The sequence below is a fragment of the Limosilactobacillus reuteri genome (assembly GCF_002254085.1).
In the GTDB taxonomy this organism is placed as follows: Bacteria; Bacillota; Bacilli; order Lactobacillales; family Lactobacillaceae; genus Limosilactobacillus; species Limosilactobacillus reuteri_K.
Map to the genome: position 1 here is coordinate 129,443 of NZ_NGPY01000022.1, position 26,879 is coordinate 156,321.

Genomic DNA, 26,879 nt, shown 5'->3' on the forward strand with positions numbered 1-26,879 from the left:
AGACATAATCAAAATTAGTTCTCTACCAGAAAGGAAAATTACTATGACATTATTAAACCTTCAACACGTTCAACGCGTCTATAATCCTAACTCCGCTAATCCAGTAATGGCCTTAAAAGATATTACCTTTAAAGTTGAAGAGGGAGAGTATGTTGCAATTATGGGAGAATCTGGTGCTGGTAAAAGTACCTTATTAAATATAATTGCAACCTTAGAACAAGCAACCAACGGACAGGCAATCCTTAATGGTCAAGATCTCCGGCAGCTTTCCAAAGACGATGCAGCTCGTTATCGGCGGGAACATCTCGGTTTTGTTTTCCAGCATTTCAACTTACTTGACAGTCTCTCAAATCGCGATAACATCTATCTACCACTTGTTCTAGCAAAAACTCCAGTAGCAACAATGGAAGAACGGATCAAGCCCTTAATTGATCGCTTACGTATTAATAAAATTATTGATCGTTTTCCCAGTGAAATTTCTGGAGGCCAGCAACAAAGAATTGCGATTGCTCGGGCGTTAATTACCCACCCTGACCTCCTTCTCGCTGACGAACCTACTGGAGCTTTAGATTCGAATACCAGTAACGAAATTCTTGAACTCTTTGATGAAGTTAATGCTAACGGCCAAACAATTATTATGGTTACGCATAGTGCCGCGGCTGCTAGTCATGCTAAACGTACACTCTTCATTAAGGATGGACGAATCTATCATGAACTCTATCGTGGTGATCTTTTACTTAAAGACTACCAACAACAAATTAGCCAGACAATGATGGCCTTAACGAATGGCGGTGAATAATGATGCTCTTTTTCAAACTGATTAATTCGAGTTTTAAGCGTAATCTTAAAGTTTACGTCCCTTACCTTATATCAATGACAATGCTAGTCGCTATTAACTATATTTTTAAGGCAGTTGAAATTAATCGCAGTCTTAAAGATTTACCAAGCGCGGCGGTTACTAAGGCATTAATGCAGACAGGATCAACTTTTATTATCCTTGTAACACTTGCGTTTATGATCTATGTCAACCGCTTCTTATGGCAACAGCGTCAACAAGAAATGGGCCTTTATAGTATGCTGGGGATGACGAGACGTAACTTACAAGTGTTAACCGTCATTGAAAAGTGCTATCTTTTAGTAATTAGCCTTTTCCTTGGGATTTTATTTGGGGTTATTTTTGATCGACTCGCTTTTCTTGGTTTTGCTCATCTCTTGCAAATCGATCATTTATCCCAACCTTGTATTGAATGGGGCGCTGTGATAAATACAATCGTCATCATTGGTGGCTTTTTCTTAATTTTAATGGTCATTGATCTGATCAAACTATTCCGGCTAAATCCAAATGAATTATGGCATCCCCAACAAACTAAAATCGCGCATCATGGTAAGCTCTTTACTTTTGCCGGACTTTTGGGTGTTGCAGTTCTTGCCTACGCCTATTATCTTACAATTACGGTTAAGCCGCGAATATCCGCTTTAACAACATTCATGACTGCCGTCTTTTTAGTTGTGATTGGAACATACCTCATTTTTATTGCTGGTAGCATCATTGTCCTCAAACTCCTACAAAAAAACAAAGGGTATTACTATCGCCCTCGCCACTTTATTGCGGTTTCTGGCATGCTGCAACGGATGGAACAAAATGGTGCTAGTCTTGCAACGATCTGTTTACTATGCAGTTCTGTTCTTGTAATTTTATTTACATCCTTAACTATGTATGCCGGCATTAATGATACGGTTAATTCTTTTGCCCCATGCGACCTTACAATTATCACCTCACAGAAACTCACTGCCCAACAAGAATCGACCATCAATTCTGTTGCCAAAAAACACCATGCTCACCTTAATAAGCCCGTTAGTTTTACAACGAGCACTCCGCAATATGGCTACTGGGAAAATAATCGTTTCATCAACCAGGGCAATTTAGAGAAGATGACTAATCAAACTACCAATACAGTCATTACCATGTCAACTGCAACTTATAATCGGATTGCAGATAAACATATTAAATTAGCAGCAAATAAGGCTTTGATTTATTCCCCTGCTAAAGAGCATCGTGGTGCTTTACAGATTGGTTCACAAAAATATCAAGCTACTCCTATCTATAACTTTAACTACTACTTTAATCCAAGTCACGCTATCTACTCACCAATCTTTATAATCACAAATAAACTTCCAGCCAATACTGCCACAATTAACTTTACAGGAATTAATTATCACTTAAATGGCAGTAAGAAAGCCCATCTTAATTTTGAAAATGATCTTCAATACCAGCTCCACTTGCCAAACCAAGCATATTCTTCCCGGACAAACCTTCGCAGTCAATTGACCAGTCTCTATGGCGGAATCGTCTTTTTAGGAATTCTTATTAGCTTTGCCCTGGGAATCACGACAACTGTTGTAATTTACTTTAAACAAATTACTGAAGGTTATGAAGATCAATATCGCTTTAAAACTATGCAACAAGTTGGTTTAAGCGAGAAAGAAACAACCAAGAGTATTCACAGTCAAGTACTGATGGTCTTTATGTTGCCAATCGTTGGTGCAATAACTAATCTTTGCTTTGCGATCCCTGCAATTCGGCAAATTCTAATTCAATTTAATTTCTATAATGTTCGATTGATGGCAATAATTGCTGTCTCAATCACTCTTGTCCTCCTATGCCTTTACTTTGCTATTTACGGATTTACCACCAGGATGTACCGTAAAATCGTTGAGCAAGGTTAAGTACTATAAATTGACATTTCTTATTTTAACGGTTACACTTTAATTACTATAAATAAGTACGGCCGATAAAATGAGGAGATGTCGCTCATGATTTTTATTAACACCACCATCATAGAAAAAATTACAAGCTGTTGCTAAACGACTCACGACAGATTAAACTGCCCTTATTTAGGCGAGATTAACCTATGTTATTGTTTAGTGACAGCTTTTAGTTTGGTTCAAATTATATTGAGGTGATTTCATGACGGCAACTCCATTAAGAATAGGAATTCTTAACTTAATGCATGACAAAGTAGATACTCAACTGCGATTTACAAAAGTACTTTCTGAGGGGCCCTACAATGTAGATGTACAATACTTTTATCCCCAAATGCATTATATGTCTCGCCCTGTCCCTAACCTTGTTCAAGAGATTTCCCAGCCTTTAGATTTAAAACAAGTTGCCACAATGGATGCTTTTATTATCACCGGCGCACCGATCGAACAGCTCTCATTTGGAGAAATTACTTATCTTGATGAGATTCATCAACTAATTGACGTATTAGTTGCCAATAACATACCGCAACTTTACATCTGCTGGGGAGCAATGGCCGCTGCTAACTACCTTTATGATATTCCAAAATTTCAATTACCTGAAAAAATTTTTGGCGTCTTCCACAATTATTTGCGCGCGCAAGATCCCCTTTTAAAAGGATTACCTGATGGCTTTCTTGCTCCTCATGCTCGCTATGCCGAACTTGATATTGACAAGATTATGAAAGATCCACGATTAGTTATTAATGCTGTGACCAAAAATAATCTCTTATTCTCGTTTCGTGCTCGAGAAAAGAACCAATACTTTCTCTTCTCCCATCTTGAATACGGAAAGGACGCCCTTTTAAAGGAATACTTACGAGAACGGAATGCTTATCCTGGCGTTGAGTACATCAAGCCGCAAAACTACTTTCGCGATCCGCTTCATATGAAAGATCCTGAATTTAGCTGGGCAACTACTCAACGAGTATTCTTTGATAATTGGCTTCATTCAGTTGCGGACCACATAGTTACACAACAATTTGTAAAGGAGTAATTAATATGACGAAAATCACTAATTCAATCGTAAATTTAATCGGTAATACTCCGATTGTTAAATTAAATCGCGTTGTTCCTGAAGATGCAGCAGACGTTTATGTAAAACTTGAATTCTTTAATCCTGGTGGTTCAATTAAGGATCGGATTGCCCTTGCCATGATTGAAGAAGCGGAAAAAGCTGGTAAATTACAAGCAGGTGGCACCATTGTCGAACCAACCTCTGGAAACACTGGCGTTGGGTTAGCAATGGTTGCCGCTGCCAAGGGATACCATCTTGTCATCACCATGCCAGAAACAATGAGTGTTGAACGCCGGAAACTCATGCAAGGTTATGGGGCCGAACTTATTCTTACTCCCGGTGCCGACGGAATGAAAGGTGCAATTGCAAAAGCAGAAGAACTAGGTAAGGAAAAAGGTTACTTTATGCCAATGCAATTTGATAATCCAGCAAATCCAGTAATTCATGAAGAAACTACAGGAAAAGAAATTCTTGAAGCATTTGGCGATGATATTCCTGACGCATTTGTTGCTGGTGTTGGTACTGGAGGAACACTTACTGGGGTTGGTCATGCATTGAAAAAAGCTGATCCTAATGTTCAAATTTATGCTCTTGAACCAGTAGAATCTCCAGTATTAAAAGAAGGAAAAGGTGGCAAGCATAAGATTCAAGGTATCAGTGCTGGCTTTGTTCCGAAAGTTCTTGATACTAATGTTTACGATGAGATCCTTGAAGTTAAGAGCGATGACGCTATTGCAACGGCACGTGAAGTCGGGCATCAAGAAGGAATTCTTGTTGGTATCTCGGCTGGTGCTAATATCAAAGGTGCGATTGAAGTTGCTAAAAAGCTTGGTAAGGGTAAGCAAGTTATTACTGTTGCTCCTGATGGCGGTGACCGTTACCTTTCAACAGAATTATTTAATTATTAAAAATTAAAAAAGGAAAGAGACTAAGATATTTTTAGTCTCTTTCCTTTTTTCTATTGACCGCGACCTTACGTTATTAGCTACACTTACTAGTATGAAAGGAGGGAATAGCATGTATACAACGGGTCAATTAGCAAAAAAATGTAATGTTTCAATCAGAACAATCCAATATTATGACCGCCGTGGGTTGCTTCATGCTAAACGAACTGAAAACGGATTGCGCCATTATAATGATCAAGACCTTAAACAACTTCAAGAAATTCTAATTTATAAACAACTAGGATTCAGCTTAAAAGATATTCAACAGATTATTAATGACACTGGCAATAATACCCTAAAAAGCCTAATTGTTAACCAACGAAGAAAAATCAAGCAGGAAATTAAAGATGCTTCAGAACAATTAGCAAGTTTATCTCAATTAGAAACTTTTTTGAATAAACATTCTGATTTCCCAGGAAATATTAGTCAAAGTATTTTTGATAAGATCAAAAATACAAAAAAGTTAAAACAGCTACGAATTAAATTGCTTCTTATTGGTATCACTATCGACTTCATTCTTTGGGGGGAGCATTCTTTACTTTCTTTTTTACCAAAAGAATTTACTATGGGGCCTGCTAGGTCTCCTTATTACTGTTATATTAGTTTGGTATAGTACCATAAATTATTATCATCATACTTGCTATATTTGTCCTCATTGTTCTCATCAGTTTAGGGTATCGCTTAGTAAGTGGCTCTTTGCACACCACACTCCTAATACGAGATACCTTACGTGTGACAACTGTCATCAAAAAAACTATTGTATTGAAGACTATTATTAACAAAAAATGACTAAGGTCGCACAGTTGCTGAACCTTGGTCATTTTATATTTTATAATATTGGTGAAAGCAAGCGCGAGAAGTATTGCTTGAATTTCTGCCACTTTGATTGATTAGCAAAATACTCAGGCGTAAGTAACGTACTCTTTTTCATATCATTTTCAAAGTCTTGCTTTAATTGCGCTGTTAGTTTTTCATTGTACGCGAATGCATTGACTTCAAAATTAAGTCTAAAACTACGGTAATCCGTATTTGCCGAACCAACAGAAGCAATGTTGCTCCCACTAACCATCGTTTTTGAATGGATGAAACCATTATTGTACTTGTAAACTTTTACCCCATTATTCACTAAGTATTTAGCATAATATTCCGTTGCCCGATAAACAAATGGGTGATCGGGCATGCATGGGATCATAATTCGTACGTCAATTCCACTTCTTGCGGCAATTACTAATGCTTCCAGCACTGAATCTTCTGGAATAAGGTAGGGCGATTGAATATAAACATATTTTCGTGCTGAGCTAATAATTGATTCATATCCCCGTCGAATTGAATAATTTTCATTATCCGGTCCAGAAGATACGATTTGCATTGGAACCTCATCTTGATCGCCATCTGGTGCAACCAGTTCAAAATTCTTAAATTCTTTTTCAAGGTCAATTTTCTTTTTATGAGTTTTCCGACAGGTTGTATTCCAGTCCATCGCAAACCGCACCGTCATCATCATCGTTGCTTGTCCGACGACACGGAGGTGGGTATCACGCCAATAACCAAACTTAGGATCTTCGCCAAGGTATTGATCACCGATATTGAATCCACCAATGTAACCAATCTTGCCATCGATAATAGCCAGTTTACGGTGAAGATGATAGTTTAACCGTGGCGTTTGAAAATAAGCTTTGGCAGCAGCAATAAATGCTTGTGCTTCTCCACCCAACTCTTCTAAATGCTTAAAAAATTTGAAAGTAGTCCCATGAGACCCACTTAAGTCATAGAGAACACGGACTTTTACTCCCCGTGCAGCTGCATTTTCTAAGGCTACCAACACTCGCTTCCCTAGATTATCAGCATAAAAGGAATAGTATTCAATATATACATGATCAGTTGCATGATTTATATCATCAATTAACTTATCAAACTTCTTTTTCCCATCAATAAATACGTGAACTTTATTATTAAAGGTTACTACTGAATCATTCAAACTCAAAAAAAGGTTAACCAACTGGCGATCACGCGACAACCGGCTTCCCTTTGGCATTAATTCATGTTCTTCACTTAGCTTTCGTTGCTTTTCAAGATATTTGGTCCGTAGTTGTTTTTGTTCATCTTGGATACTGAATATCTCATCATGGGATAATTGTCGTCCCACAAAAAGATACAGGATAAATCCAACTACTGGCAAAATAGTTAAGACTAATAGCCAGGCCCAAGTTGATGCAATATCCCGACGACTACGAAAAACAGTCCATACTGCAAAAGCAATGTTAATTAACCATAGGACTTCAATAATGCGGCGAACAACATCCCATGTCCAAACAATATCCATAATTTAATAATCTCCCTAGTAGTATTACTGATTCATTATAGCCATTATTTGCTTACTTTTCAGCAGGTTCAGAGATTATTTTCGGTAAAAACGACGAAGAACTAGAGATAAGCCGATCGCTAAAAGTCCGTACACTGCACCTACATAGCCAAGCATCGTTAAATTAGCAAAGTTAACAGTCGTCGAAGCCGTAAAGGATCCAAGTGAAATCCCAACATTAGCAAAAATTGAAATTAATGATGTTGCTAAAGCTAATGACTGCGGATATTCTTTTTCTGCCACACTAATAAATACCAGTTGAATAGTTGTTCCATATATAATTACAACGACACAAAGAGCTGCTAGAACAAGCATTCCTGTAATCTTATTTCCTAATGCAATCGCAAGAACAAGACTTAAGATTGTCATGAGAATAAAGACAATCGGCAGTTTCTGAACCCCATTGTGACTCGCAACGATTCCAGCAATTTCGTTACCAATAATACTCATTACCCCTAAAAGAAGCAGCAGCCAATTTAGACTAGTTAAGCTAAAGCCCATCACAGTAGTAATTAGCGGCCGAACATAAGTATAGAAAGTATACTGGAGGCTTAAAACAGCCACCGTGATTCCAATTCCTAATAAAACACGGTGATCTTTTAATAACGCTAACTGTTCTAAAATGCTCCCTTTAACTTGAGGTGTATCACGAGGAGTAAGCCAGACTAACAATGCAAACACAATTAATGTTAATCCCGAAATGATCCAAAAACTATCATGCCATGAAAGTAACGTAGCAATTGTTGTACCAAGTGGAACTCCGATGACCGATGCAATACTAAAACCTGCACCGACCCACGCTAAAACCATTGGCCGCTTGTCCATTGGTGTAATTATACTAACTAACAAGTTAATTAATGAAATAATGGTTCCAGCGACGGCAGCAGTAATAATTCGCGCAAATAGGAGCCAGCCAAGTGTTGGTGCTATTGCAGTTAAAGTATTACCAATAAAAAAGACGGTCATTAATAGCATAAGAAGCTTATATCGATTCCAATTGCTAGTTAAGGTAGTAATAATTGGCGTACTAATCGCATAGACTCCTGCAAAAGCTGTCACCAAAAAACCAACTGTGGAAAGTGGAACATGATAACTCCGTGCAATATCTGATAAAACCCCCACAACCATAAACTCATTACATCCCAGCATAAATGCAACAAGAATAAAAGTGAACGATCGTAATGTTGTGTGCTTCATAATAAACCTCCTTTTAAAACAAAAAATTTTCTGGAAAAAGTCAATCCAGAAAATTATAAACGTTTAACAATTGATTTCCAATAGTTTTGAACTATTTAGCTTAATAAAGTTGTGATTGATAAGCAGCAAAGGTTTTATCATCAAAGCAAACCATCATTACTTGATCAACATAATTGGCAGTCGGGAGAAAATCTTTAATCGTCTTAATCGCAATTTTTGCTGCCCTTTCAAGCGGGAAAGCATACACTCCTGTACTGATAGAAGGAAAGGCAACCGTCCGACATAAATGTTTATCAGCCAACAGTAAGCTATTGTGATAAGAATTGGCTAACAATTGATCTTCCCCATTATCACCACCATGCCAAATCGGTCCAGGCGTGTGAATAATAAACTTAGCTGGCAAGTTAAAGCCGCCAGTTATCCGTGCTTCTCCCGTTGGACATCCATGAAATTTTTCACAGGCGCCATATAACGCTGGACCAGCTGCTCGATGAATTGCACCATCAACACCACCGCCACCCATTAAAGTTGTATTAGCAGCATTAACGATTGCATCAGCTTTTATTTTGGTAATATCTCCTTTGATCACGTTGATTTGCGGCATTATTTAGCCCTTCTTTCTTTAAATTGCGGAAATAGCCAGACAATACAAGTTAAACATAACGCTGCCAATACATTTCCTGTTAACGCACCGAAGATATATCCAATTCCATTGTCATTTATTGGGACATTGACCGGAAATGTTAATCTTACTTCTAATAGCGTTATAATCAGCCACGTTATCCAAAATCCAGGCTTATTTTTTATTTTAGACCAGTCAGCATAACTGACTAATATAATAAAATTGGAAACAATAACAAAAGAAATAATCGTAAATACCGGTTTTGGTAAGTAATTACTTAACAAAGGTAAAATTGGTTTTAGTACTATAACTACAGCGCCAATAATATTCAAAAAATAACAAAGAACAAAAATTTTATCTACTCGTTTGTTCATAGTGTGCTCTTCTTTATAGTTATTTATCATTTCATGATCCTCCCGTAATAAATCATCCAAACTAACATGGTAGAGATCACTTATTTGAACCAACATAAAAATATCAGGATAACTCCGACCATTTTCCCAACTAGAAATTGTTTTACGCGAGATCAATAATCGTTCTGCTGCATCCTGCTGAGTCCATTCTTTTTGACGACGATATAATTTCATTTTATCGGCAAATTTCAATAAGTTCTCCTACCTTCAATTAAATTTATTTCCCGGGAAATTAACTATGCTTAAACTTTACCGAAGAAGGCGAAGTTTGTCACGCTAAGAATCATAGCAAACAAAAAGGCTGGAGAAAATTCCAACCTTCTGCGAATATTAATTTACCAAATATGAACCCGATCTTCTGGCGCCCGGTACATTTCATCCCCAGGCTTAATATCAAATGCCGTATAGAAGTCATCGAGATTTTCTGCTTGAATATTAGCACGCAGTTTTTGCGGTGCATGAACATCAATTGAAAGCAGTAATTGCATGTACTGTTCAGTTGCCTTCATTCGCCAAATAGTTGCCCAGTTAATAAAGAATTCTTGGGCATTGAAGTCTGCTTCAGTTTTTGCTGCTTCAAGTGCACAACTAAGGCCTCCTGCATCAGCAATGTTTTCAGAAACCGTGAGCTTCCCGTTTACCTTTTGCCCAGCAAATGGGATCCCATCAAATTCTTCAATCATCTTTTGAGCTAATTGCTTAAAGTGTGCAGAATCTTCATCTGTCCACCAGTTATTAAGATTTCCAAACTCATCAAATAATGACCCGTTGTTGTCAAAGGCGTGAGAAATTTCATGAGCGATTACTGCGCCAATTCCACCATAATTTTGGCTGCTGCTTTGCTTCAACGAGTAGAACGGCGCCTGTAAGATTGCCGCTGGGAATACAATGATATTCTTAAATGGGTGGTAGTAAGCATTGACTGTGGCCGCACTCATTTCCCACCGCATCCGATCAACAGGTTTATTCCAACGACTGAATAATTCTTTATTAGCCGTCACTGTTAATTGATTTAAGTTTGCAATCAATGATTCCTCTTCATCAACCTTAAATTGATCATAGAGAGCGGGAATTTTATCTGGATATCCGACTTGAATGCCCAGTTTATCAAGCTTAAGAATAGCCTTATCACGAGTATCCTTACTAAGCCATTGATTATTGGTCAAGCGTCCCTTATAGACTTTAATCATTTGCTCAACCATGTGATGCACGTCTGCCTTAGCTTGTGGTCCAAAGTACTTCTTCCCATAATAATCCCCAGCTACTTGGCTAAACATGTCACGTGCTAGATAGAACGCAAATTTACGCTGACTAACTGGTTTCTTGCTTCCAGAAAGTGCTCGACCATAACGTCCATTGATTTCACGCATTTCATCATCAAGGTAACTAGCATTTTCGCGAATAACACGAATTAATGCCCAGTTTTTAAAGAGCTCAAAGTTATCTTGTAAGATCTTATCCAGGGCCTTAAAGTATTCCGGTTCTGTCACAATTACCTTTTCCGGTTCTTCCCCAACTAACTGCTTAATTATTGCCGCAATATCAAGTTGGTCAGTCGCACTGGCTAGTTCTGCAACCGTTTGTGGATTATACATCTTACTGTAATCAGCCGCTTCTTCCGCACTCTTTACATTTGGCGCAAGAAGGGCATCGAATTTGATTGCATCATCAATAATCTTTTTTGCTTCTTCTTTGCTATACCCCAGCTTATCCATCAAGGCTTCCACCATTGAAGACCATAGTTGGAGTAGTTGATCGTGCTGAGCCTTCTTTTCTGCTTCATAGTAGCTCTTATCAGGTAAAATGAGCGACGGTGATGAGGCAAACAAAGCATAAACAGTCGCATTCTTCATATCAGCGTCAATATCAAAACTAATTGGTGAAGGCATCCCCGCTAAAATCCAGTTCTTCCATTGAGATTGGTAATCTTCATATGAATTAAGATTCTCCACGCTTGCTAACATCCGTTTAAGCGGTTGTGGGCCAACCTTCTTCCGCCAATCAAACTTTTTAGCGAGGCGATATAGCTTAATCATCTCATTAAACCGAGAATCATCAGACTTTTCCTTCCCCGCTGCATAGGCATCAAAGTCATCCATTAGCTGCTTGTCAATCTCATCAACGAGGTCATTGAAGCCCCCAGTAGCTGGCTTATCATCAGGAATCTTCGCCGTCTTTAGCCATTCCCCGTTCACTGCTTCGTATAAGTCGTCTTTAATTAATTCGTTATTCACTGCCATGTGCAGGGCCTCCTTAAAAGGTTACATTACTTACTATTATACTATGCTTACTAGGAATTCATGTAAATTTGCTTCAATCTATAAAAGGACTTAATAAAGTTTTCCGGGCACTTTCTGAAAACCATGAGTCATGTTGCATCAGTAATTGATTTACTTCCTGGTAACTGCTTAAGTCAAGCTTTCCTTTAATCAATCCAGCAATTTGGAGCTGCCGAGCAAATTGAACATCTGCCGACTGGAGAACATTTCGAAAGATCGGCTGCTCATCTGGATCCCACCGTTTATTAAGAAGACCGATTGCTCGCTCATATTCCTTGCTATGGGTAAGTACCTTTTGCATGGCCTGTGGATTTAAAATTGTCGTCATCAATTATCCCCTCATTTCTAATACTCTTCCCGGTGGCTCTTTAACTGATAATTGATTAGCCTTTGTCATCATTAGCCAATAAACATTTTGATAATGATAATTATTGATTCTTTCCTCTCCCCACCCATCAGTAATAATTATAATTATACGATTACGTTTAGTGAGGTGGTGCTGATGGAGATAGTCAAAAATACACTGAAAACTTGTACCCCCGCCACCGGTTCGTCTAAAATCAATTTTTTTACCATCATGTAGTTTTTGCTTGGCAGTCACCTGGGCATCAAACGAGTAAACGCTAGCTGTCAGTTTTGTTTTCTTAAGCATCTTTTCAAGCGTCGTTAGTGTTTGACTGATTTCTTGGTCGGTAACTGATCCAGAATTATCAACAAAAATGTCAACAGCCGGATCCAATCTCGTAACTTTGCCAGGCAAATCCATTCTTAGTGGCTGTCGACGATTAAAGCGAGCATGCGACTCAACTTGTCCTCGTGCAAGTAATCCAAACTGCCGCCTAAGAATCTGCCGCCAATCAACTATTCTGGTTTGGCAAGTTTTTTTCAACTGTGATTTTATGTTACCCGGTAATAACCCACGATCTCGTTGCGGGGTTTGTTTCCAAGAACGATTCAAAATCTGCTTAATATTCGCTAAGCGTACGACTTGATTGCTGACCTGCTGACTTGTCTTAGGTTCCTGCCAGCCGTTATGAGTATCGGCTGTTTTAACTTTATCTGCCGTTGCATTTTCCTTTTGTTTGCTGCCATTCAATTTAAGGCCTGACCGATGTAATTTTTCTTGCTGTTCAGCAGGTAGCTGTTCTAATATATTGAGATAATCCTGCGAATCTAATTTTGGCATTAGTTTTTGACGAAGCACTTTCTCCAATTGGCTAAGGGTTACTGTTCCCTGGGGTGGCTCAGTTAAGTACTGGTTTACCGCTACATCGGTTGCAATCTGGACTAAATCTCGATGAGGATAAGAAGCATAACGTAATGGATGCATCCAGATAAGATGAAGGGCTTCATGTTCTAATAAACTTCGAAGTTCATCATTACGAACGTGCGCTAACTTTTCTGGATTAATAACCAGTACAAGGCGATTGTCTTCCCACCTCAATCCCATCATTGCGGGTAACTGTAAATCATTCTCTCGTGGAAGCTGTAACAACACCTCACCAAAAAGTCGTTGTTTTTGTAGGATGCTAATAATTGCCTCCTTAATCCGTTGCGCGGACGTTACATGATTATCGCTTCCGTCATTTTGATGTAACCGTACCAGGAAGTCACCTAAACTCATCGATTATCACCACGCGTCGCAACCTCCGCGAAATATTGATAAAGTTGCGCTACAGAGCCTTGGGGATGTTTGATGGCTTGCTCATACATTACTTGCAAGAGGTCAACGAAATCTTCACCAATTGTTTGAACAATCGCATACTGCCCATCCTCACTAACTAATTGGAGATACTTAATAAATAGAGTTGCCTCTTCTGCAGATGCCAGCTTAGGACTTAGCCATGACCGTAATACTTGAATTTTGGTTGCTTCATCAGCATTTTCAAACTGCTCCTTGCCATCTTTGGCGTCTTTCAAGGTTTCCACTGTAAGCTCTTGACCCTGTCCAAGGACAAACTGAGCAAAGGCCACCCCTACTTCATCACCTAAGTCACCACTAAATATATCAGCAGCAAGTTCTTTTTGCGTTCTCTGATCTAACGCCTGTAATTGGTCAAGATTGCGGGAAACCCTTTCCCAAGCACGTGGCGTAGGAGCCAAATCTTCATTATTTGGATCAATAACTAATAACTGTTCAGGGTATTGCGTAAGATAGGCGGAAACAAGGTTATTAATTCCAACAGCCTTGGCCCATTTTAACCATTCAGCCGTCGAACTCGTCATCACTAAACGAACTGTCCGATCTTTAATTGCAGCATCCCCAGTCTCAACACCATATTCACGATCAGTAAAGCCTGCCATCGTAGAATCAGGATTCTCCGCAATAATGATCCGCACTGTGGAAGGCAACCGCAAAGAATTAATCTTTCGTTGAAGGACCAGATTCATTAATTCACTTTGAACAGCTTGCGTTCCGCGATTAAATTCATCTAAAAACCAAATAATTGATTGATTAGGATGGGCCTCGGCATACTTAATAATGCTGATTAAAGTTTCAGAGTAGCCGAATTGTACATTTGCAAGGCGGCCATAATTTTTCGTTTCAACAAAGGATTCACTGGTCAATGGGGGAACTGGAATTGCAAGGTCTCCTTTTTCACTTAAACTGACAACCGTAGTGAATAATGCCGCATTCAGATTAGCAGCAATTTCACGAACTAAAGCAGATTTACCGATCCCCGCATCCCCGACAATATTCGGAACATTCCCCGCATCGAGAACAACAGGAACTGCCGTTAATAGTTGTTGATAAGTTAGTGCCATTATTTACCCCTTCCAGCCATGACATTCCAGATCCATGTCTTGTTTTTTCACATTTGATACATAGGGATTGCCTTTTACATAAAAGCGGCGTGGACTTAGACCGTCTTTTCCCTTTAAATTAACTCCAATCCGCGCAGAAATAGCGATTTCTCCAGGAATTTTATAATTATGTAAATCAACCGTTAGTGGACTTGTTTCCATTGGCTGCCCGTCTAAATCTCGTGAATGAATTCCAAGCGCCTGTACCAATTTGCCAGGACCATTAGTAATATTTACCCCTGACATGTGCCGATTTTCGATCATTTTATCGATATTTAGTGCTGGTTCTATTCCGCGGAGCAAAATTCCTTGAGGCTCTTCTGCATCCTGAACCACAATATCAAAACAATAATGTCCACGGATTTGGTATAGGTAAATATTCCCGGGCATCCCATACAAAGATTCCGAGTAGCCAGTGCGTCGGCCATTAAAGGCATGCGATGCAGAATCCTTTTCTCCTAAATATGCTTCTGTTTCAACAATATAACCACCAATGATTCCACTTTTAGTTTGGTATTTTACTAGTTTCCCTAAAAGATTCTTCGCAATTTCGACTGTGGGCCGTCCAGTAAAAAATTGTTGATATTTTGTTAGCATATTTATTTTCCTCCTAAAAAGAACTATCCTAAACATAACACTAATTAAAGGAGATTGACATGATGGAACTAAAAATTGAACGAATCTATACTAAACCTGTTGATTTAGATGGTTATCGCATCCTCGTTGACCGCATTTGGCCACGCGGAATTTCAAAAGAAAATGCACATCTTGATAAGTGGCTCAAAGAAGTCGGACCCAGTACTGAGCTTCGGAAATGGTTTGGTCATGATGTCGCTCGCTATCCAGAATTCAAAAAGCGTTATCTAGCAGAATTAACCAACAATCCTGTTTACTATAATTCATTAAAGGCAATTGTCCAAAGTCAGTTGTCAAGCCAAAACGTTATTCTCCTTTACGGAGCAAAAGATGAAGAACATAATCAAGCAGTTATTCTTGCTGACAAGCTTCGAAAAGATTTACAACTCGCTATAAAATAATATAAATCAATAATTTTGTATTTTTTAGGAATAATTTGTTTTATAATAATATATGAGGATTTTATTCATAATTCTCTAGTACCCATCGTTTCACTGACTTAGTTATAAGGTATCAATATTCCCAAAGTCCTTATAAGTTTTTAGTGACTTTTTCTAATCGTGCAATTAGAATCACGGGTACCAATAACCCCCTAGTTTCATTTTGAAACAATTATCTGATAAGGTGGAAGTCTATTATTGAAGTGGTAGGTAGACTTCTGCTTTATATTTTTAAATCAATTATTTGTCAGCCCAACTACGACCATCGAGCTCACCGGCGGCATTGACCATGCGTTGTGCTTGTTTAAGCATTAACTGATCTAATGCCCGGTAAAAAGCTTGCTCTTCATATGTTGGGCTATTTTTCATTAATTTTGTTAGTTCTTCATGTGCCCATTGTTGATTCTCATTCATTTTTAGTCATCCTCTTTTTCTCGTAGCCAGCCGATAGAAGTGTGTAAATCATCTAGCTCTTCTTGTTGGTCTTGTAAAAGTGATAATAATTGTTCTAATTTAGCTTGTTGAAGAGGATCTAACTCGCGAGCAATTTTGGCGTTAAGGCGACCGATAAACCATTGCGTCTGATCGCTAAAATGCAAGAATTTATCTAAGGTCAAATATTGCTGATAGTGGATAAATAATGACTGCCGCTCTTCTTCACTCTGTTGGGCGAATTGATAGATCGGCAATGGTGGCAAATACTTCATTCCCATTGCGTACGCTAAAGCCTGATATGGTCGTAAAATTTCAGCAATTGTATATCCTTGACTGGCACCTGGTTGAAAGGCAGAGGCAGGATGAGCAACCGTCGTAACAATCCCCAATTCACGGCCCTTTAGCAAATGACTACTTGTAAGTTGTGAATTCCATACCTCATCAAGCCATTGCTTTAAGATCGCTGGCGCACTATACCAATACAGCGGAAATTGAAAAATAATTCGGGTTGCCGATTTAAGTAATTCCTGCTCTTGAGAAATATCAAAAGGTGTTTTTAATTCATGCCACATAACGTTATTCTCATCATCAGCGGCTGCCTTTAAAAATGATTCAGTCAATGAATTCGCAAGTTGAGGGTGAGCCACTATCACCAGTGTTTTCATCAATTTCACTCCTTTAATTCTGCAAGGCCTTGTTTCAAGACATCTTCTGTAACATCGACAGTTAAAAATCGTTGCAGCGGCGTTTCACTATGACGATCCTTAAAAGCCATTGGTTCTGCTTTTAGAATTACAACAGTCAAGTTATTTTCCGTCAGCATTAACTGACCTGGATGATTAAATTTCCCCTTAGTATGTTTTCCAGTTCGCCAAGTATGCAATTTTGCCTCGCCATTTTGGTCAAATTTCAACTGATACTTTCCGCTAGCATCTGTTTCGACAGGAATCCCGGTAAACTTTTGAACATCATACTTATCTTTTTTACTCATAATATATCCTTCTTAGTAATTAATCTAATTTTACGGTTCAGCTTTTAATTGGTCCACATAGGTATTAACCTCATCCTGTTGGTCTTTACTTGTGTAGTAATTATTTATCAAATTCGTAACAGTAGTATGCGTAGTAGTCATTCGTGCCCCTGTCACACTTTGATTTTCAGTCGGTTCAATCATTTTAATCGTGATATCATTGCCTTTACGTTTAAACCAAATATAGCTAGTCGGATCACCCTGTGTTGTTACATATTGATAATCCGCAGTTTCATCATAACCATAATGTGTTCCGTAATACATTTCACCATTTTGAATCTCATTCTTAAACCAATCAGGGTCCTTTAACAATGCAACTAATGTTCCTAGCTGCTGGGTAGTTAATCCGTCCTTATCCGTAAGTGTAACTTTACCACGCATATCAATAATTTGGGTGTTTTTTGCTACTTTCAAAACACGATTAACTTCCCCATGAGTTTTGGCATACGTCACCATTTCAGCGAGTGTTACGCCTGTTTTGCGAATACCGTTACTACTGTTCGCATAGTAAACCTTATTCCCGACAATTGTATAGTAGGTTGAGTTTAAACGATCGCCATCTTCATCACTTTTGGAAGTCAATTTAATAGTATATAAAACTTTGGCGCCCTTAGGATAAGTCTTAGCAGAGGGTCCTTCTCCCCATGGCACTGCACCTTTATCATAAATCTTAACCGTTGCTCCCTGATCATTGTTTTCCATATCAGCAGAATAATCATAATCATTTGCTCCCGGCATATGCGCATCACGATAATACAACACAAGCGCAGCAGTTTGCTCAGGCGTTAATCGTTCAGCATTTAGTGCTGCATCACCCCTTGTTTGTTGTGTACTCGATAAAGAACTAGTCATACTACTAGTTGATCTATTAGTACTTGAGGATGTTTTCCCACAAGCTACCATGACCATCATCGTCAATGAAAGCATCAAAATTAGGGCTATTTTTCTCATAAAGATACTCCCCACAGATCTTATATTTAGATTCTTATTATACCTTAATCTTTAGGAGTTACCTAAAAAGCCTCCATAATTGATTTGGAGACTTCCTTTTCATTTTATTCAGCAAAATAATCCTTAATTTCTTTGTCTGACAAGTCAAACTTTTCTTTTATTCTTGATTGTTGTTTCATCAATATTTAGCTCTCTCATTGCCACAATAGATGTTTTAATTATCGTCTGCTAATTTTCGTGTAATTTTTGTTCTCTTTCTTGAATTAGCTGTTCTTTTTCTTTGAGTCGATCCTGGCCTTCTTTAATTTCACGTTTCCCTTCTAATATCTCCCGTTTGCCATCCCGTATCTTACGTTCACCCTCACGAATCTTTTTCTCGCGCATTTCTTGATCCATTTCATATACTGAACGTCGCACGTATTCCGACCTCCATTTCCGGTTCCGCTTTACAACTGCTATTCTCTCCTTTAATTTTACGACAAGCGGATCGGTCGCTTCAACTTCTCGCTGGGCAATCATATCTAAAAACGCCTGCACCTTAGGATCAACATCGTGACGCAAGGAAGGGACGTCAAATAAGATATCGGTTTGTCCATCTTCTATAATTTGTTTGGGAATTTCATCAATATGCTTATGTAACACATAACGTTGCTGACCTAGCTGGAATGGGTCAAAATTGCAGAAGAAAATCACATAGGAATCGTCAAGCTTGTTCATATGGCTGTCCTTTGTCGTAGGTCTCCATGAAACTGGCGGTTTGATAATAACGAATTCGTTTAGCGATATTGTGGTGATCAGCTACTTGCATCTCAATATCATAATGGTTACCTTGTTCGTCGGTCGTATAGATGTCAAAACGCACTGCCTTAGCATCAGGAGCAACAGCAAACTCTTGCTGATTATTAGGCAACTTAATCTTTTTAATATGCAAGTCGGGTAAGATCCGACGTAAAACTTCTAAACAAATATCATAATCAAGCATCAGTTTGTTGAAGATATAGTCATCGGCTAAGTCCGCCATCTCCCACTTTTTGCGCAAGAATTCATTCATCCTTATCTCCTCCTGTTAAATAGTTCTATAAAGATATATACGTAAAAAGCAAGGATTTGCACTTTTTTACTCAATATTTTTCCAATGTATCATTAATGCATATTAATAATGCTTTATCTTTTGGTTATGGATAAGATTCGACTATAATAGATAGTGAAAAGTAAATCTTCTTTATTAGGTATTATCTATGGTATGTGTAGATAGGATGTTGAAAGGAAGTAATACTATGTTCGACGTTATCTTTTGGATTCTTGCAATCTGGTTTGTAGTAAACGTTATATGGATGTGGTTTGCCCTTAACAATCAAATTCTACAAAAGACATTCGCATGGATTAACGTATGTGCTATCGTAATTGGTTTTTGGGTATACTACGGTATGACGCACGACGGCAACGCACTTAATGGCTGGTTCCTTACAATGAATTGGGTCAACATTGCAATTGCTGCTATCCAATTCTACTTTGGTTATCGTGAAAACAGCGTTACCCACAACGGTCACACAACCGCATGATTGGTTTACTTTTCAATTACAGGGCTATGGCTTAGAGTCATGGTTCTTTTTTAGCAAAAAAGAAGAGAGTGTGGAAAAACTTCAGTTTTTTCCACACTCTCTTCTCAATTTTCCGGATTGATGACTTAAACTATTTAAATTTTAAAACATATAAAAGCATTTCATTACTATGTACTGAAAATATACTTACTTCTTCCCAAACAATGCCGCCATCTTAGCTGCAACTTCTGGATCAAGATTATCGGCAAGCGTACTTTCATTTGATTTTTGTTCATTTTGCTGATTAATGATAGTTTGCTTAAGATCATCAATCACCGCCTGCTCGCCGACTTCTATTGGGTTAACTATTAACCGCCCGCCAGCAGCATCAGCATGTCCGCCACCGTTAAAGTACTTTTCAGCAAACTTAGCCACGTCCAGCTTACCATTGCTCCGAAGCGATACACTAACCGGACTAACTACCAAGGCCGCATCGACTTCTGGATGTTGTACTAATAATTCGTGAGCGATTTCAGACTTATAGTCACTTGCATATACAACACCAAATTTATGATCATCGATATCTGTAATCAAAACATCTTTCAAATGGCTTTTAAGGTATTTAGCCCGCCGTTCGTTTAAGGTTCGGATCAACAGCTGATTTTCTTTCTGATATTGTTGCCAGCCGGTCTTAAAAACATTTTGGACAAACTCTTCCGAATCTTGGAGGGGGTAAAACCAAAAGAGCTGATCAAGATTATCAGCATCAATTCGTTCCTGCTCATCCATTTCTGGATCATTTTGCCAATCCCAAGTATCATATGCCCGAATCAATTCCACAAGATAAGCAAGATCCTTTTGCCGTCGTTCATCAACCTTTGCAAAAGACGATTGTTGTTTTAACCAATCCCATACCAAGCTTGTGGCACTTGGGTTAACTGCTGGATCAGCAGGTACGATACTATTGGCCGCATACTTTTGTCGTAGTTCCGCTTCACTTTCATGATGGTCAAAGACAAGCCAATGATTAGCAAAACGTTCATTCAATAATTTAAATGAATAATCGCTATCCGGCGTCATATCCATGATGTAAACATCTGTAAAGCGCCCTACTTCTGCAGTCTGCATCCACCGACTTAATTCTTCATCGATTCGTCCAGCACCACAGTTTGTCATATCAAACTCTGTGTCTTCAAACATTACTGGTTGTAGTGTTTTTAATAATAAGGGAGCCCCGAATCCATCTAAATCATTGTGGGAAAATAATTTTATCAACCGTTGTGCCATTTTCGATCCTCGCAATTCTGATTTTGTTTCTTATTATACCGTAGAAAATCGGTTAAACCACACTTAATTACTGACATCCCGCTAACGAACTGCTATCATTAAAATTAATAACTTATTTTAAGAAAGGAAAACAATATGGAAGTTTATGATTATCGTCAAGAATTAATTGACCTCTTAAATAATACCGCTGATGATCCACAAAGCTTACTGCAGACACAGCGGAGTCTTACCACCATTCTTAATATTTTAAATCATTATCAGGAAAGCAAACCCGTTAAACAAAATGCTCCTCGGTTTGTTCAACGCAAAATTCAATCGTCAAACGAGTTGCCTCCGCAAGCACGCAAAACATTGAAGTCACTGCTTACTGGACCAGCGAATGATAAAGAAAAGTCAACATCAATAGCAAGACCAGCCGCATCTCCTTCAGTCGAAGCACCAAAAGAAATCACCGAAGAAGAACGCCTAGCAGCCGACAACCGCTACTTAGTACACCGGAAATTAAGCGGTGCTAAGATTAATCATCGTTACTACCCGGAAGCAATTCTGCATACATTACCATTTTCCGTTGAAGATGGCGACATTGCCCAACTAGACTATGAGCAAAAGGTTCGTGGCCTTCCAGTTATTCGGCGGATCACCGGTGACCATCTTAGCGATTACACTCCTAAAAAAGTCAATGTGATTGAATATGGTGAATTAAAACGCGTGCCCGGTTCTGATGTCCTTCAACTGAGTAAAACAATTAAGGATAATTCAATCGTTGACAAAGCGCCAGAAAATACCATCGTAATTGATCCCTTTAAGTACCCAGGCCGCGATATTAAGCCTGGAATGGTTATTGATTTTGCCTACTATGATCGAGGAAATGGCCTAACTGATGCCAAAGATGGCGCGATTCGCTGGATTCATGAAAAGCAAGATTATGATACAACTAAGCAACCAGCTAAACCAAAAGTTGTTAAAAAGCCTGCTAATCCTCGTCATGATTATGAAAAGAAACTTGATTATGACCTCCATCAACGAAAGGTACTTGTTATTACCGGAATCCGTAGCAAGGTTAAAGGCCTGAAACCAGTCGTTGATAAACACCACGGTCTGTTCCGCGGATTAGACGCATCTGCAGAAGAAAAAGTTTCCAGCAGTAAATTAAAACGTGAAATTCGAGATGCGGACTTTGTGATTGTCTGCATCGATGCAATTCATCATCGAATTAGTCAACTCGCAAACCACCATGCTAAACGATATGAAAAGCCACTTGCAATTGCTAATGTAACCTCAAATACCGCAGTTGAACGAGCAATAGCACGGGCATTAAATGGTGACCCTGCATACGCCGAAAGTAGCGAAGATTTGGAAAATTATAAATAATTTTTAATTTACTATTGACTTTTATGAGAAAATGGTTAATATTAATAACAACAATTTAATTATTCGATCGCAATGAGAAAGAAGAGTATGTTAGACGATAGCTTCAGCGAGTCTCGTTTGGTGTGAGGAGACAGTTTTAACTCTAATTGAAAATCACTTTCGAGTCTACAGCTTAAATACCAGTAAGCTGTAGTGGTTACACCCATTATCGTGTCAGCGTATCGCCATTATGGCCGTACGCGTGAGGTATTGTTAGCAATAGCAGTACAATGATAGGGTGGTACCACGCTCAGCGTCCCTTAGCCAGATTGGCTAAGGGACTTTTTTGTTGGGATCAGATTAGGAGGAGAAAACATGCAAGATTTAACATCGCGCAAGTTAACATTCAAAAACTATTTAGTCGTTGCATCATTGCTTTTCGGTTTATTCTTTGGGGCCGGAAACTTGATTTTCCCATTACACCTTGGTCAATTAGCTGGTAGTCATTGGGGACCAGCTGCAGTTGGCTTTTTGATCACCGGAGTTCTCTTACCGCTTTTGTCAGTTCTCGCCGTTGCGGTTACTCGTGCAGAAGGTGTTTTTGACATTGGTCGGCCACTTGGCGTTGGCTTTGCTTTAGCTTTTATGGTTCTTATTCACGCAACAATCGGTCCATTATTCGGTACACCACGGACCGCCACTGTTTCATTTACAGTTGGTCTTGCTCCCTTCGTTGATAAGCAATACCAATCAGTTGCACTGCTATTATTCTCAGCACTATTCTTTGCTGCTGCATTCTTCTTTTCATACCGTGAAAATGATATCTTAGCTAACATCGGAAAAGTATTAAATCCAGTTTTCCTTGTACTTTTGTTCTTAGTATTTGTTGTTGGTTTTGCTAAACCGCTTGGTAACCCTGCTACTGCACCAACAACCAGTGCTTATGTTCACGGTGCGCTCACTAACGGGTTCCTTGAAGGGTACAACACGATGGATGCTCTTGCCGGTCTTGCTTTTGGGGTAACAGTGGTAACTGCCGTTCGTTCTATGGGACAACGGTCAGCAAAAGACGTATCCAAAGTCGTTGCAAAGGCTGGTGTTCTCTCAATGGGTGCCGTTGCTTTTATCTACTTATTACTAATCCTTCTTGGCGCAATGTCTCTTGGCCGTTTCAAAGTTTCCCCAGATGGTGGAGTTGCCTTTAACCAATTAGTTAATGCTTATGCCGGTGCATTTGGACAAGTTGTACTAGCATTCTTGTTAACTGTCACTTGTTTAACGACGGCTGTTGGTTTAGTTGCTGCTTTTGCTCAAGACTTCCATAAGCACTTTCCAAAGGTTAGCTACCATGCGTGGCTTGCCCTTAGTTGCCTCGCCTCTTTCCTTACTGCTAATTTTGGCTTAGACCAAATCATCGCTTGGTCAACACCAATGTTAATGTTCCTTTACCCATTATCAATGGTGCTTATTCTTTTATCTGTGACATCACCACTCTTTAACCGTGATGGCGTCATCTACTTCTTCGTGGTCCTTTTCACCGTTGTGCCAGCTCTCGGTGATATGGTTGTTGCCTTCCCAGCGGTTGTTAGCCAAAGTTCATTTGGTTTATCTGTTGCCGCTTTGCGAAATAACTTACCACTTGCAAGTATGGGATTATCCTGGCTTGTTCCAGCACTTGTCGGCTTAGTCCTTGGTCTCTTAGTTCACTGGTACCGTCATCAACGGGTTGCTTCCACCAATATGCAAAGCGAAGCAGATTAATAAGTGTCTTATAGGTAAAAAACGTGAGAAATAGCTCATTACAAGAGTCGTTTCTCACGCTTTTAAATTATTTATTTAACATTGTCGTATTGGGCAAGATTAAACTTCTTAATCGCATAGATCAGCTTGCTGGCATAATCCGGATCGGTCGCATAACCATTCCGTTGTAATTCATAAGCTGCCTGTTGATAAGTTTTTGCTGTTTGTACTCCATGGAAACGTGCATGATTATCAGCAGTTCCATTTACAATGAGCAATGTGTGCGCATTAATTGAATCAGCCCAGCTATTGTAAACCGTAAAGTATTGTTTTACTTGAACATTTTTACCCCGAATATTTTCAGTAGTATACATTTGCACCTTTTCGTCGTCATTGTTAGCTTTAATTCCAAATAAGTTATTGTATTTATTTGCTAACCGGCTCCGACCCCAGTTAGATTCAAGTCCTGCTTGTGCAATCGTAATGCTAGCCGGAATATGATATTTCTTCTGCTCACGTTGAGCAGCTGGTGCAATCTGACGAACAAATTCATTGACGGTTATATCTGTCGGGTGGGTCTCACGTTGAATTTGGGGAGATTCGTGGATAATAATCGCCACAATCCCAAATAAAACAATCAAAAACGCAAGCACACTTCCACAAATGATTTTTGTTTCTTTTTTCATGATGTGTCTTTCCTTTTTATGAATTTGACGCTATTATAACCACTTCACTATGAGAAAGCGAGAATTTACAATAATCCTATTTACTTTTAAGATCATTTTTATAGTTATTAAAGTATTTACTATCAGTCATCTTCAATTTAGGAAAGCTCTTGATTAGTCGACGATGGTTCCAGCTTAGTTGCTTGCCAGCGTCCTCTTTGTTTAGATATTGAGCAAAATGCCGTTGCCAATCTTGAAGATGATCTTTAATTGCCAATTTATCCTTAGGAGCTGCTTTTTCAAGTCGATTCAGCAATTTCTTTCTGTACGCGGCTGCTCGTTCATCCCATTGCTGAGTTGTAATATGGAATTTTTCCACACTAATAACGCTGAGGATAGTATCAGTTCCCATCACTAAGACGATAATTAAGGCAAGCATCCCGTGGGTCCATGATTCTTCCCAATTAATAATCCGTTGAATAAACGGCTGAACAAACTTAACCAGCAAGACAACGCCAATCCCCCAGAAAAATATTATCTTGGAACGGATAGGTAGTAATCAAAATCGTTGTAACGGCAAATCCATACACCGGACAATAAGGGCCAAATAAGAATCCACGGTAGGCAAAATGATGGTCCTTAATCGAGCAGTAGCAAGTTTCCCATAACCAGCCAATAAATGAATAGGTGAAAAATAAGACAATGATTTCAGAAGTTGAATAGGGCACTCGTTTCCCCTCCTTTTTGAATTCATTGTCTCATATATTTCTATTTCAAGCTAAGTTTTTCAACGTTCAGGATCTTATCAAGCCATCCTTCAAAGAATCCTTGTTCGTGACTAACCAAAATTAAATTTCCTGGGAAATCTTGCAGGGCTTTCTTCAAACCTTCCTTAGTTTCATCATCCAGGTGATTTGTCGGTTCGTCCATGATGAGGAAATTACATGGGGTTAATTCAAGGATTGCCAACTTAACTTTTGTTTGTTCGCCCCCTGATAAAAGGTTCATTTCCTTCATCGTGTTGGCGGCGTTGATTCCGGCACGCGCAAGTTTTGTCCGAATCGTCCGTGGCTGCATCGTGGGGAACATATTTTGAATTGTTTGCAGTGGTGTAAGGGTTGGGTCATCCCACTCCAAATCTTGATCAAAGTAATTTATCCGGGCTGATGGGGAGAAAGTTGCTTTTCCGTCCAACGCTGGAATTTTCTTTAAAATCGATTTGATCAAAGTCGACTTACCAACCCCGTTAAATCCAGTGAACAATAATTTTTCACCCATTGTCATTGAGAAAGTTACCGGTGCCAGTAATGGTCGATTATAACCAACTGACAATTTTTCTACCCGCAGCGCATTCGCTGATCCAGTATTTTCATATGGAAAATGGAAAGTTGCTTTTAGATTATCTTCAGGCGGATCAATTTTCTTCATTCGCGCAAGCATCTTTTCCCGTGACTTAGCCATAGTCGATTTTGAACCGGCCTTGTTTTTCCGAATAAACCGTTGCGCCTTTTCAATGACGACTTGCTGCTTCTCATATTCCCGCTCTTGAGCTTCTTTGCGCTCTTCCTTTTGGCGCATCGCTTGTTGGAAGCTACCCCGATACTTAGTAATCTTGCCAAATGATACATCACAAATTGTATTCGTAACTTGTTCAAGAAAATCATAATCGTGTGAAATGATCATTGCAGCTCCATCAAAATCATTAAGATAGTCGATTAACCATTCAATGTGAGCTGTATCAAGGTAGTTTGTCGGTTCGTCTAGTAAGATAACATCTGGATTTTCCAATAGCATCTTGGCAAGGATAATCTTTGACCGTTGTCCTCCACTCATCTCAGAGACAACACGATCCTTACCGATATCAGTTAATCCCAAACCATTCATTACCCGCTCGACTTCCGTTTCAATCTCATAGAAGTTATTAGCATCAAGTTTTTCTTGGATTCGGCCTGCTTTGGTGAGGAGATCATCATCCATCTTTTCTGCATATTCCGCATAAAGTTTATTCATCTGGTCATTAAGCTGATAAAGTTCCGCGAAAGCAGTATGAAGGAAGTCAATCAAGGTCATCCCCGCTGGAATATCAACGTACTGGTCTAAGTATCCAATCTTGACTCCTTTTTGCCATTTGATAGTGCCATCGACCGGGAGGGTTTTCCCGATCAAGATCTTAATCAAGGTACTCTTCCCGGTACCATTTTGCCCGACAATCCCCATGTGTTCGTGCTTTTCTAGTTGAAAGCTGGCGTCTTCATAGAGCTTTTTATCGGCATAGCTCATTGTCAAGCCTTCAACATCTAATACTGCCATTCTATTCTCTCCTCTTTTTCTTACTTATTACGAGCTAAAACTGCTATCCATACTA

The 26,879-nt window shown here is 39.0% G+C and carries 27 protein-coding genes, 1 pseudogene and 1 other annotated feature; of the genes and pseudogenes, 9 read left to right on the top strand and 19 right to left on the bottom strand.

Annotation, left to right across the window (positions count from 1 at the left end; all coding sequences use genetic code 11):
* Positions 1-43 precede the first annotated feature (43 nt).
* The 5 genes from CBG10_RS05655 to CBG10_RS05675 all read left to right on the top strand — a co-directional run bounded on the left by CBG10_RS05655 (position 44) and on the right by CBG10_RS05675 (position 5,374).
* Positions 44-799: an ABC transporter ATP-binding protein gene (locus CBG10_RS05655; protein ID WP_094511956.1), complete on the top strand. Its 756-nt coding sequence runs from the start codon at positions 44-46 to the stop codon at positions 797-799.
* Complete coding sequence (locus tag CBG10_RS05660) at positions 799-2,727, top strand: ABC transporter permease (RefSeq protein WP_094511957.1); 1,929 nt, start codon at positions 799-801, stop codon at positions 2,725-2,727. Before CBG10_RS05655 ends, CBG10_RS05660 begins: the two co-directional genes overlap by 1 nt.
* A 241-nt stretch (positions 2,728-2,968) precedes the next feature.
* Positions 2,969-3,796, top strand: a complete 828-nt coding sequence (locus tag CBG10_RS05665) for a homoserine O-acetyltransferase/O-succinyltransferase family protein (protein WP_019251974.1) — start codon at positions 2,969-2,971, stop codon at positions 3,794-3,796.
* A gap of 5 nt (positions 3,797-3,801) precedes the next feature.
* Entirely contained in the window at positions 3,802-4,725 is a 924-nt protein-coding gene (gene cysK / locus CBG10_RS05670) for a cysteine synthase A (RefSeq protein WP_094501513.1), read from the top strand.
* A 109-nt stretch (positions 4,726-4,834) separates the two neighbouring features.
* A complete protein-coding gene (locus tag CBG10_RS05675) occupies positions 4,835-5,374 on the top strand; it encodes a MerR family transcriptional regulator (RefSeq protein ID WP_225361470.1) in 540 nt (179 codons plus the stop codon).
* Between the two features lie 216 nt (positions 5,375-5,590).
* Here CBG10_RS05675 and cls read toward each other — a convergent pair whose 3' ends face one another.
* From cls to CBG10_RS05720, 9 genes are all read right to left on the bottom strand, one after another.
* Positions 5,591-7,084 carry a cardiolipin synthase gene (gene cls / locus CBG10_RS05680; protein ID WP_094511959.1) on the bottom strand — a complete coding sequence of 498 codons (1,494 nt, stop codon included), beginning with the start codon at positions 7,082-7,084 and terminating at the stop codon, positions 5,591-5,593.
* A gap of 75 nt (positions 7,085-7,159) precedes the next feature.
* Positions 7,160-8,320 (bottom strand): MFS transporter, encoded by a 1,161-nt coding sequence (locus CBG10_RS05685; protein ID WP_094511960.1) that lies wholly within the window; start codon positions 8,318-8,320, stop codon positions 7,160-7,162.
* 100 nt (positions 8,321-8,420) lie between these two features.
* Entirely contained in the window at positions 8,421-8,924 is a 504-nt protein-coding gene (locus CBG10_RS05690) for an O-acetyl-ADP-ribose deacetylase (protein WP_094501505.1), read from the bottom strand.
* Complete coding sequence (locus CBG10_RS05695; protein ID WP_094501503.1) at positions 8,924-9,547, bottom strand: helix-turn-helix domain-containing protein; 624 nt, start codon at positions 9,545-9,547, stop codon at positions 8,924-8,926. Before CBG10_RS05695 ends, CBG10_RS05690 begins: the two co-directional genes overlap by 1 nt.
* Positions 9,548-9,690: 143 nt before the next feature.
* A complete protein-coding gene (locus tag CBG10_RS05700; protein ID WP_094511962.1) occupies positions 9,691-11,595 on the bottom strand; it encodes a M13 family metallopeptidase in 1,905 nt (634 codons plus the stop codon).
* A 73-nt stretch (positions 11,596-11,668) separates the two neighbouring features.
* Positions 11,669-11,962 (bottom strand): hypothetical protein, encoded by a 294-nt coding sequence (locus tag CBG10_RS05705; RefSeq protein WP_094501499.1) that lies wholly within the window; start codon positions 11,960-11,962, stop codon positions 11,669-11,671.
* A gap of 3 nt (positions 11,963-11,965) precedes the next feature.
* Positions 11,966-13,258: a vWA domain-containing protein gene (locus CBG10_RS05710; protein WP_094511963.1), complete on the bottom strand. Its 1,293-nt coding sequence runs from the start codon at positions 13,256-13,258 to the stop codon at positions 11,966-11,968.
* Positions 13,255-14,400: an AAA family ATPase gene (locus tag CBG10_RS05715; RefSeq protein ID WP_094511964.1), complete on the bottom strand. Its 1,146-nt coding sequence runs from the start codon at positions 14,398-14,400 to the stop codon at positions 13,255-13,257. The genes CBG10_RS05710 and CBG10_RS05715 overlap by 4 nt, the downstream gene beginning before the upstream one ends.
* A gap of 3 nt (positions 14,401-14,403) precedes the next feature.
* Positions 14,404-15,036, bottom strand: coding sequence for a DNA-3-methyladenine glycosylase (locus tag CBG10_RS05720; protein WP_094511966.1), 633 nt, complete (start codon positions 15,034-15,036; stop codon positions 14,404-14,406).
* A gap of 62 nt (positions 15,037-15,098) precedes the next feature.
* On the opposite strand from CBG10_RS05720, the gene CBG10_RS05725 reads away from it, so the two are divergent.
* The gene (locus tag CBG10_RS05725; protein ID WP_438861243.1) at positions 15,099-15,476 is read left to right on the top strand and encodes a DUF488 domain-containing protein; all 378 of its coding nucleotides are present in this window, start codon (positions 15,099-15,101) and stop codon (positions 15,474-15,476) included.
* A 279-nt stretch (positions 15,477-15,755) separates the two neighbouring features.
* Here the strand turns inward: CBG10_RS05725 and CBG10_RS11185 are convergent, their stop codons facing one another.
* The 6 genes from CBG10_RS11185 to CBG10_RS11490 all read right to left on the bottom strand — a co-directional run bounded on the left by CBG10_RS11185 (position 15,756) and on the right by CBG10_RS11490 (position 18,982).
* Complete coding sequence (locus CBG10_RS11185) at positions 15,756-15,929, bottom strand: hypothetical protein (protein WP_179225360.1); 174 nt, start codon at positions 15,927-15,929, stop codon at positions 15,756-15,758.
* Positions 15,930-15,931: 2 nt separating this feature from the next.
* Positions 15,932-16,615: an NAD(P)H-dependent oxidoreductase gene (locus CBG10_RS05730; RefSeq protein ID WP_094511968.1), complete on the bottom strand. Its 684-nt coding sequence runs from the start codon at positions 16,613-16,615 to the stop codon at positions 15,932-15,934.
* Between the two features lie 5 nt (positions 16,616-16,620).
* Positions 16,621-16,941: a DUF7671 family protein gene (locus tag CBG10_RS05735; protein ID WP_019251959.1), complete on the bottom strand. Its 321-nt coding sequence runs from the start codon at positions 16,939-16,941 to the stop codon at positions 16,621-16,623.
* Between the two features lie 30 nt (positions 16,942-16,971).
* Positions 16,972-17,931: an Lreu_0056 family protein gene (locus CBG10_RS05740; protein WP_094511970.1), complete on the bottom strand. Its 960-nt coding sequence runs from the start codon at positions 17,929-17,931 to the stop codon at positions 16,972-16,974.
* A 228-nt stretch (positions 17,932-18,159) separates the two neighbouring features.
* Positions 18,160-18,648, bottom strand: coding sequence for a hypothetical protein (locus tag CBG10_RS11485; protein WP_225361469.1), 489 nt, complete (start codon positions 18,646-18,648; stop codon positions 18,160-18,162).
* The gene (locus CBG10_RS11490; protein ID WP_225361467.1) at positions 18,635-18,982 is read right to left on the bottom strand and encodes an Rpn family recombination-promoting nuclease/putative transposase; all 348 of its coding nucleotides are present in this window, start codon (positions 18,980-18,982) and stop codon (positions 18,635-18,637) included. The genes CBG10_RS11485 and CBG10_RS11490 overlap by 14 nt, the downstream gene beginning before the upstream one ends.
* Before the next feature lie 226 nt (positions 18,983-19,208).
* On the opposite strand from CBG10_RS11490, the gene CBG10_RS05750 reads away from it, so the two are divergent.
* Positions 19,209-19,493, top strand: a complete 285-nt coding sequence (locus CBG10_RS05750) for a hypothetical protein (protein WP_019251956.1) — start codon at positions 19,209-19,211, stop codon at positions 19,491-19,493.
* A 186-nt stretch (positions 19,494-19,679) separates the two neighbouring features.
* Here CBG10_RS05750 and CBG10_RS05755 read toward each other — a convergent pair whose 3' ends face one another.
* Positions 19,680-20,759, bottom strand: a complete 1,080-nt coding sequence (locus CBG10_RS05755) for a DHHA1 domain-containing protein (RefSeq protein WP_094511971.1) — start codon at positions 20,757-20,759, stop codon at positions 19,680-19,682.
* Between the two features lie 135 nt (positions 20,760-20,894).
* On the opposite strand from CBG10_RS05755, the gene CBG10_RS05760 reads away from it, so the two are divergent.
* Entirely contained in the window at positions 20,895-22,130 is a 1,236-nt protein-coding gene (locus CBG10_RS05760) for a DUF2325 domain-containing protein (RefSeq protein ID WP_094511972.1), read from the top strand.
* 63 nt (positions 22,131-22,193) lie between these two features.
* Positions 22,194-22,433: a binding site (T-box leader), on the top strand.
* Between the two features lie 51 nt (positions 22,434-22,484).
* Positions 22,485-23,870 (top strand): branched-chain amino acid transport system II carrier protein, encoded by a 1,386-nt coding sequence (gene brnQ / locus CBG10_RS05765; protein ID WP_094501483.1) that lies wholly within the window; start codon positions 22,485-22,487, stop codon positions 23,868-23,870.
* A 71-nt stretch (positions 23,871-23,941) separates the two neighbouring features.
* Here brnQ and CBG10_RS05770 read toward each other — a convergent pair whose 3' ends face one another.
* The 3 genes and pseudogenes from CBG10_RS05770 to CBG10_RS05780 all read right to left on the bottom strand — a co-directional run bounded on the left by CBG10_RS05770 (position 23,942) and on the right by CBG10_RS05780 (position 26,824).
* Positions 23,942-24,535 (bottom strand): glycoside hydrolase family 73 protein, encoded by a 594-nt coding sequence (locus CBG10_RS05770; RefSeq protein WP_094511974.1) that lies wholly within the window; start codon positions 24,533-24,535, stop codon positions 23,942-23,944.
* 76 nt (positions 24,536-24,611) lie between these two features.
* A pseudogene (locus CBG10_RS05775) lies at positions 24,612-25,242 on the bottom strand (putative ABC transporter permease).
* Between the two features lie 40 nt (positions 25,243-25,282).
* Positions 25,283-26,824, bottom strand: coding sequence for an ABC-F family ATP-binding cassette domain-containing protein (locus CBG10_RS05780; RefSeq protein ID WP_094511975.1), 1,542 nt, complete (start codon positions 26,822-26,824; stop codon positions 25,283-25,285).
* Positions 26,825-26,879: the final 55 nt, after the last annotated feature.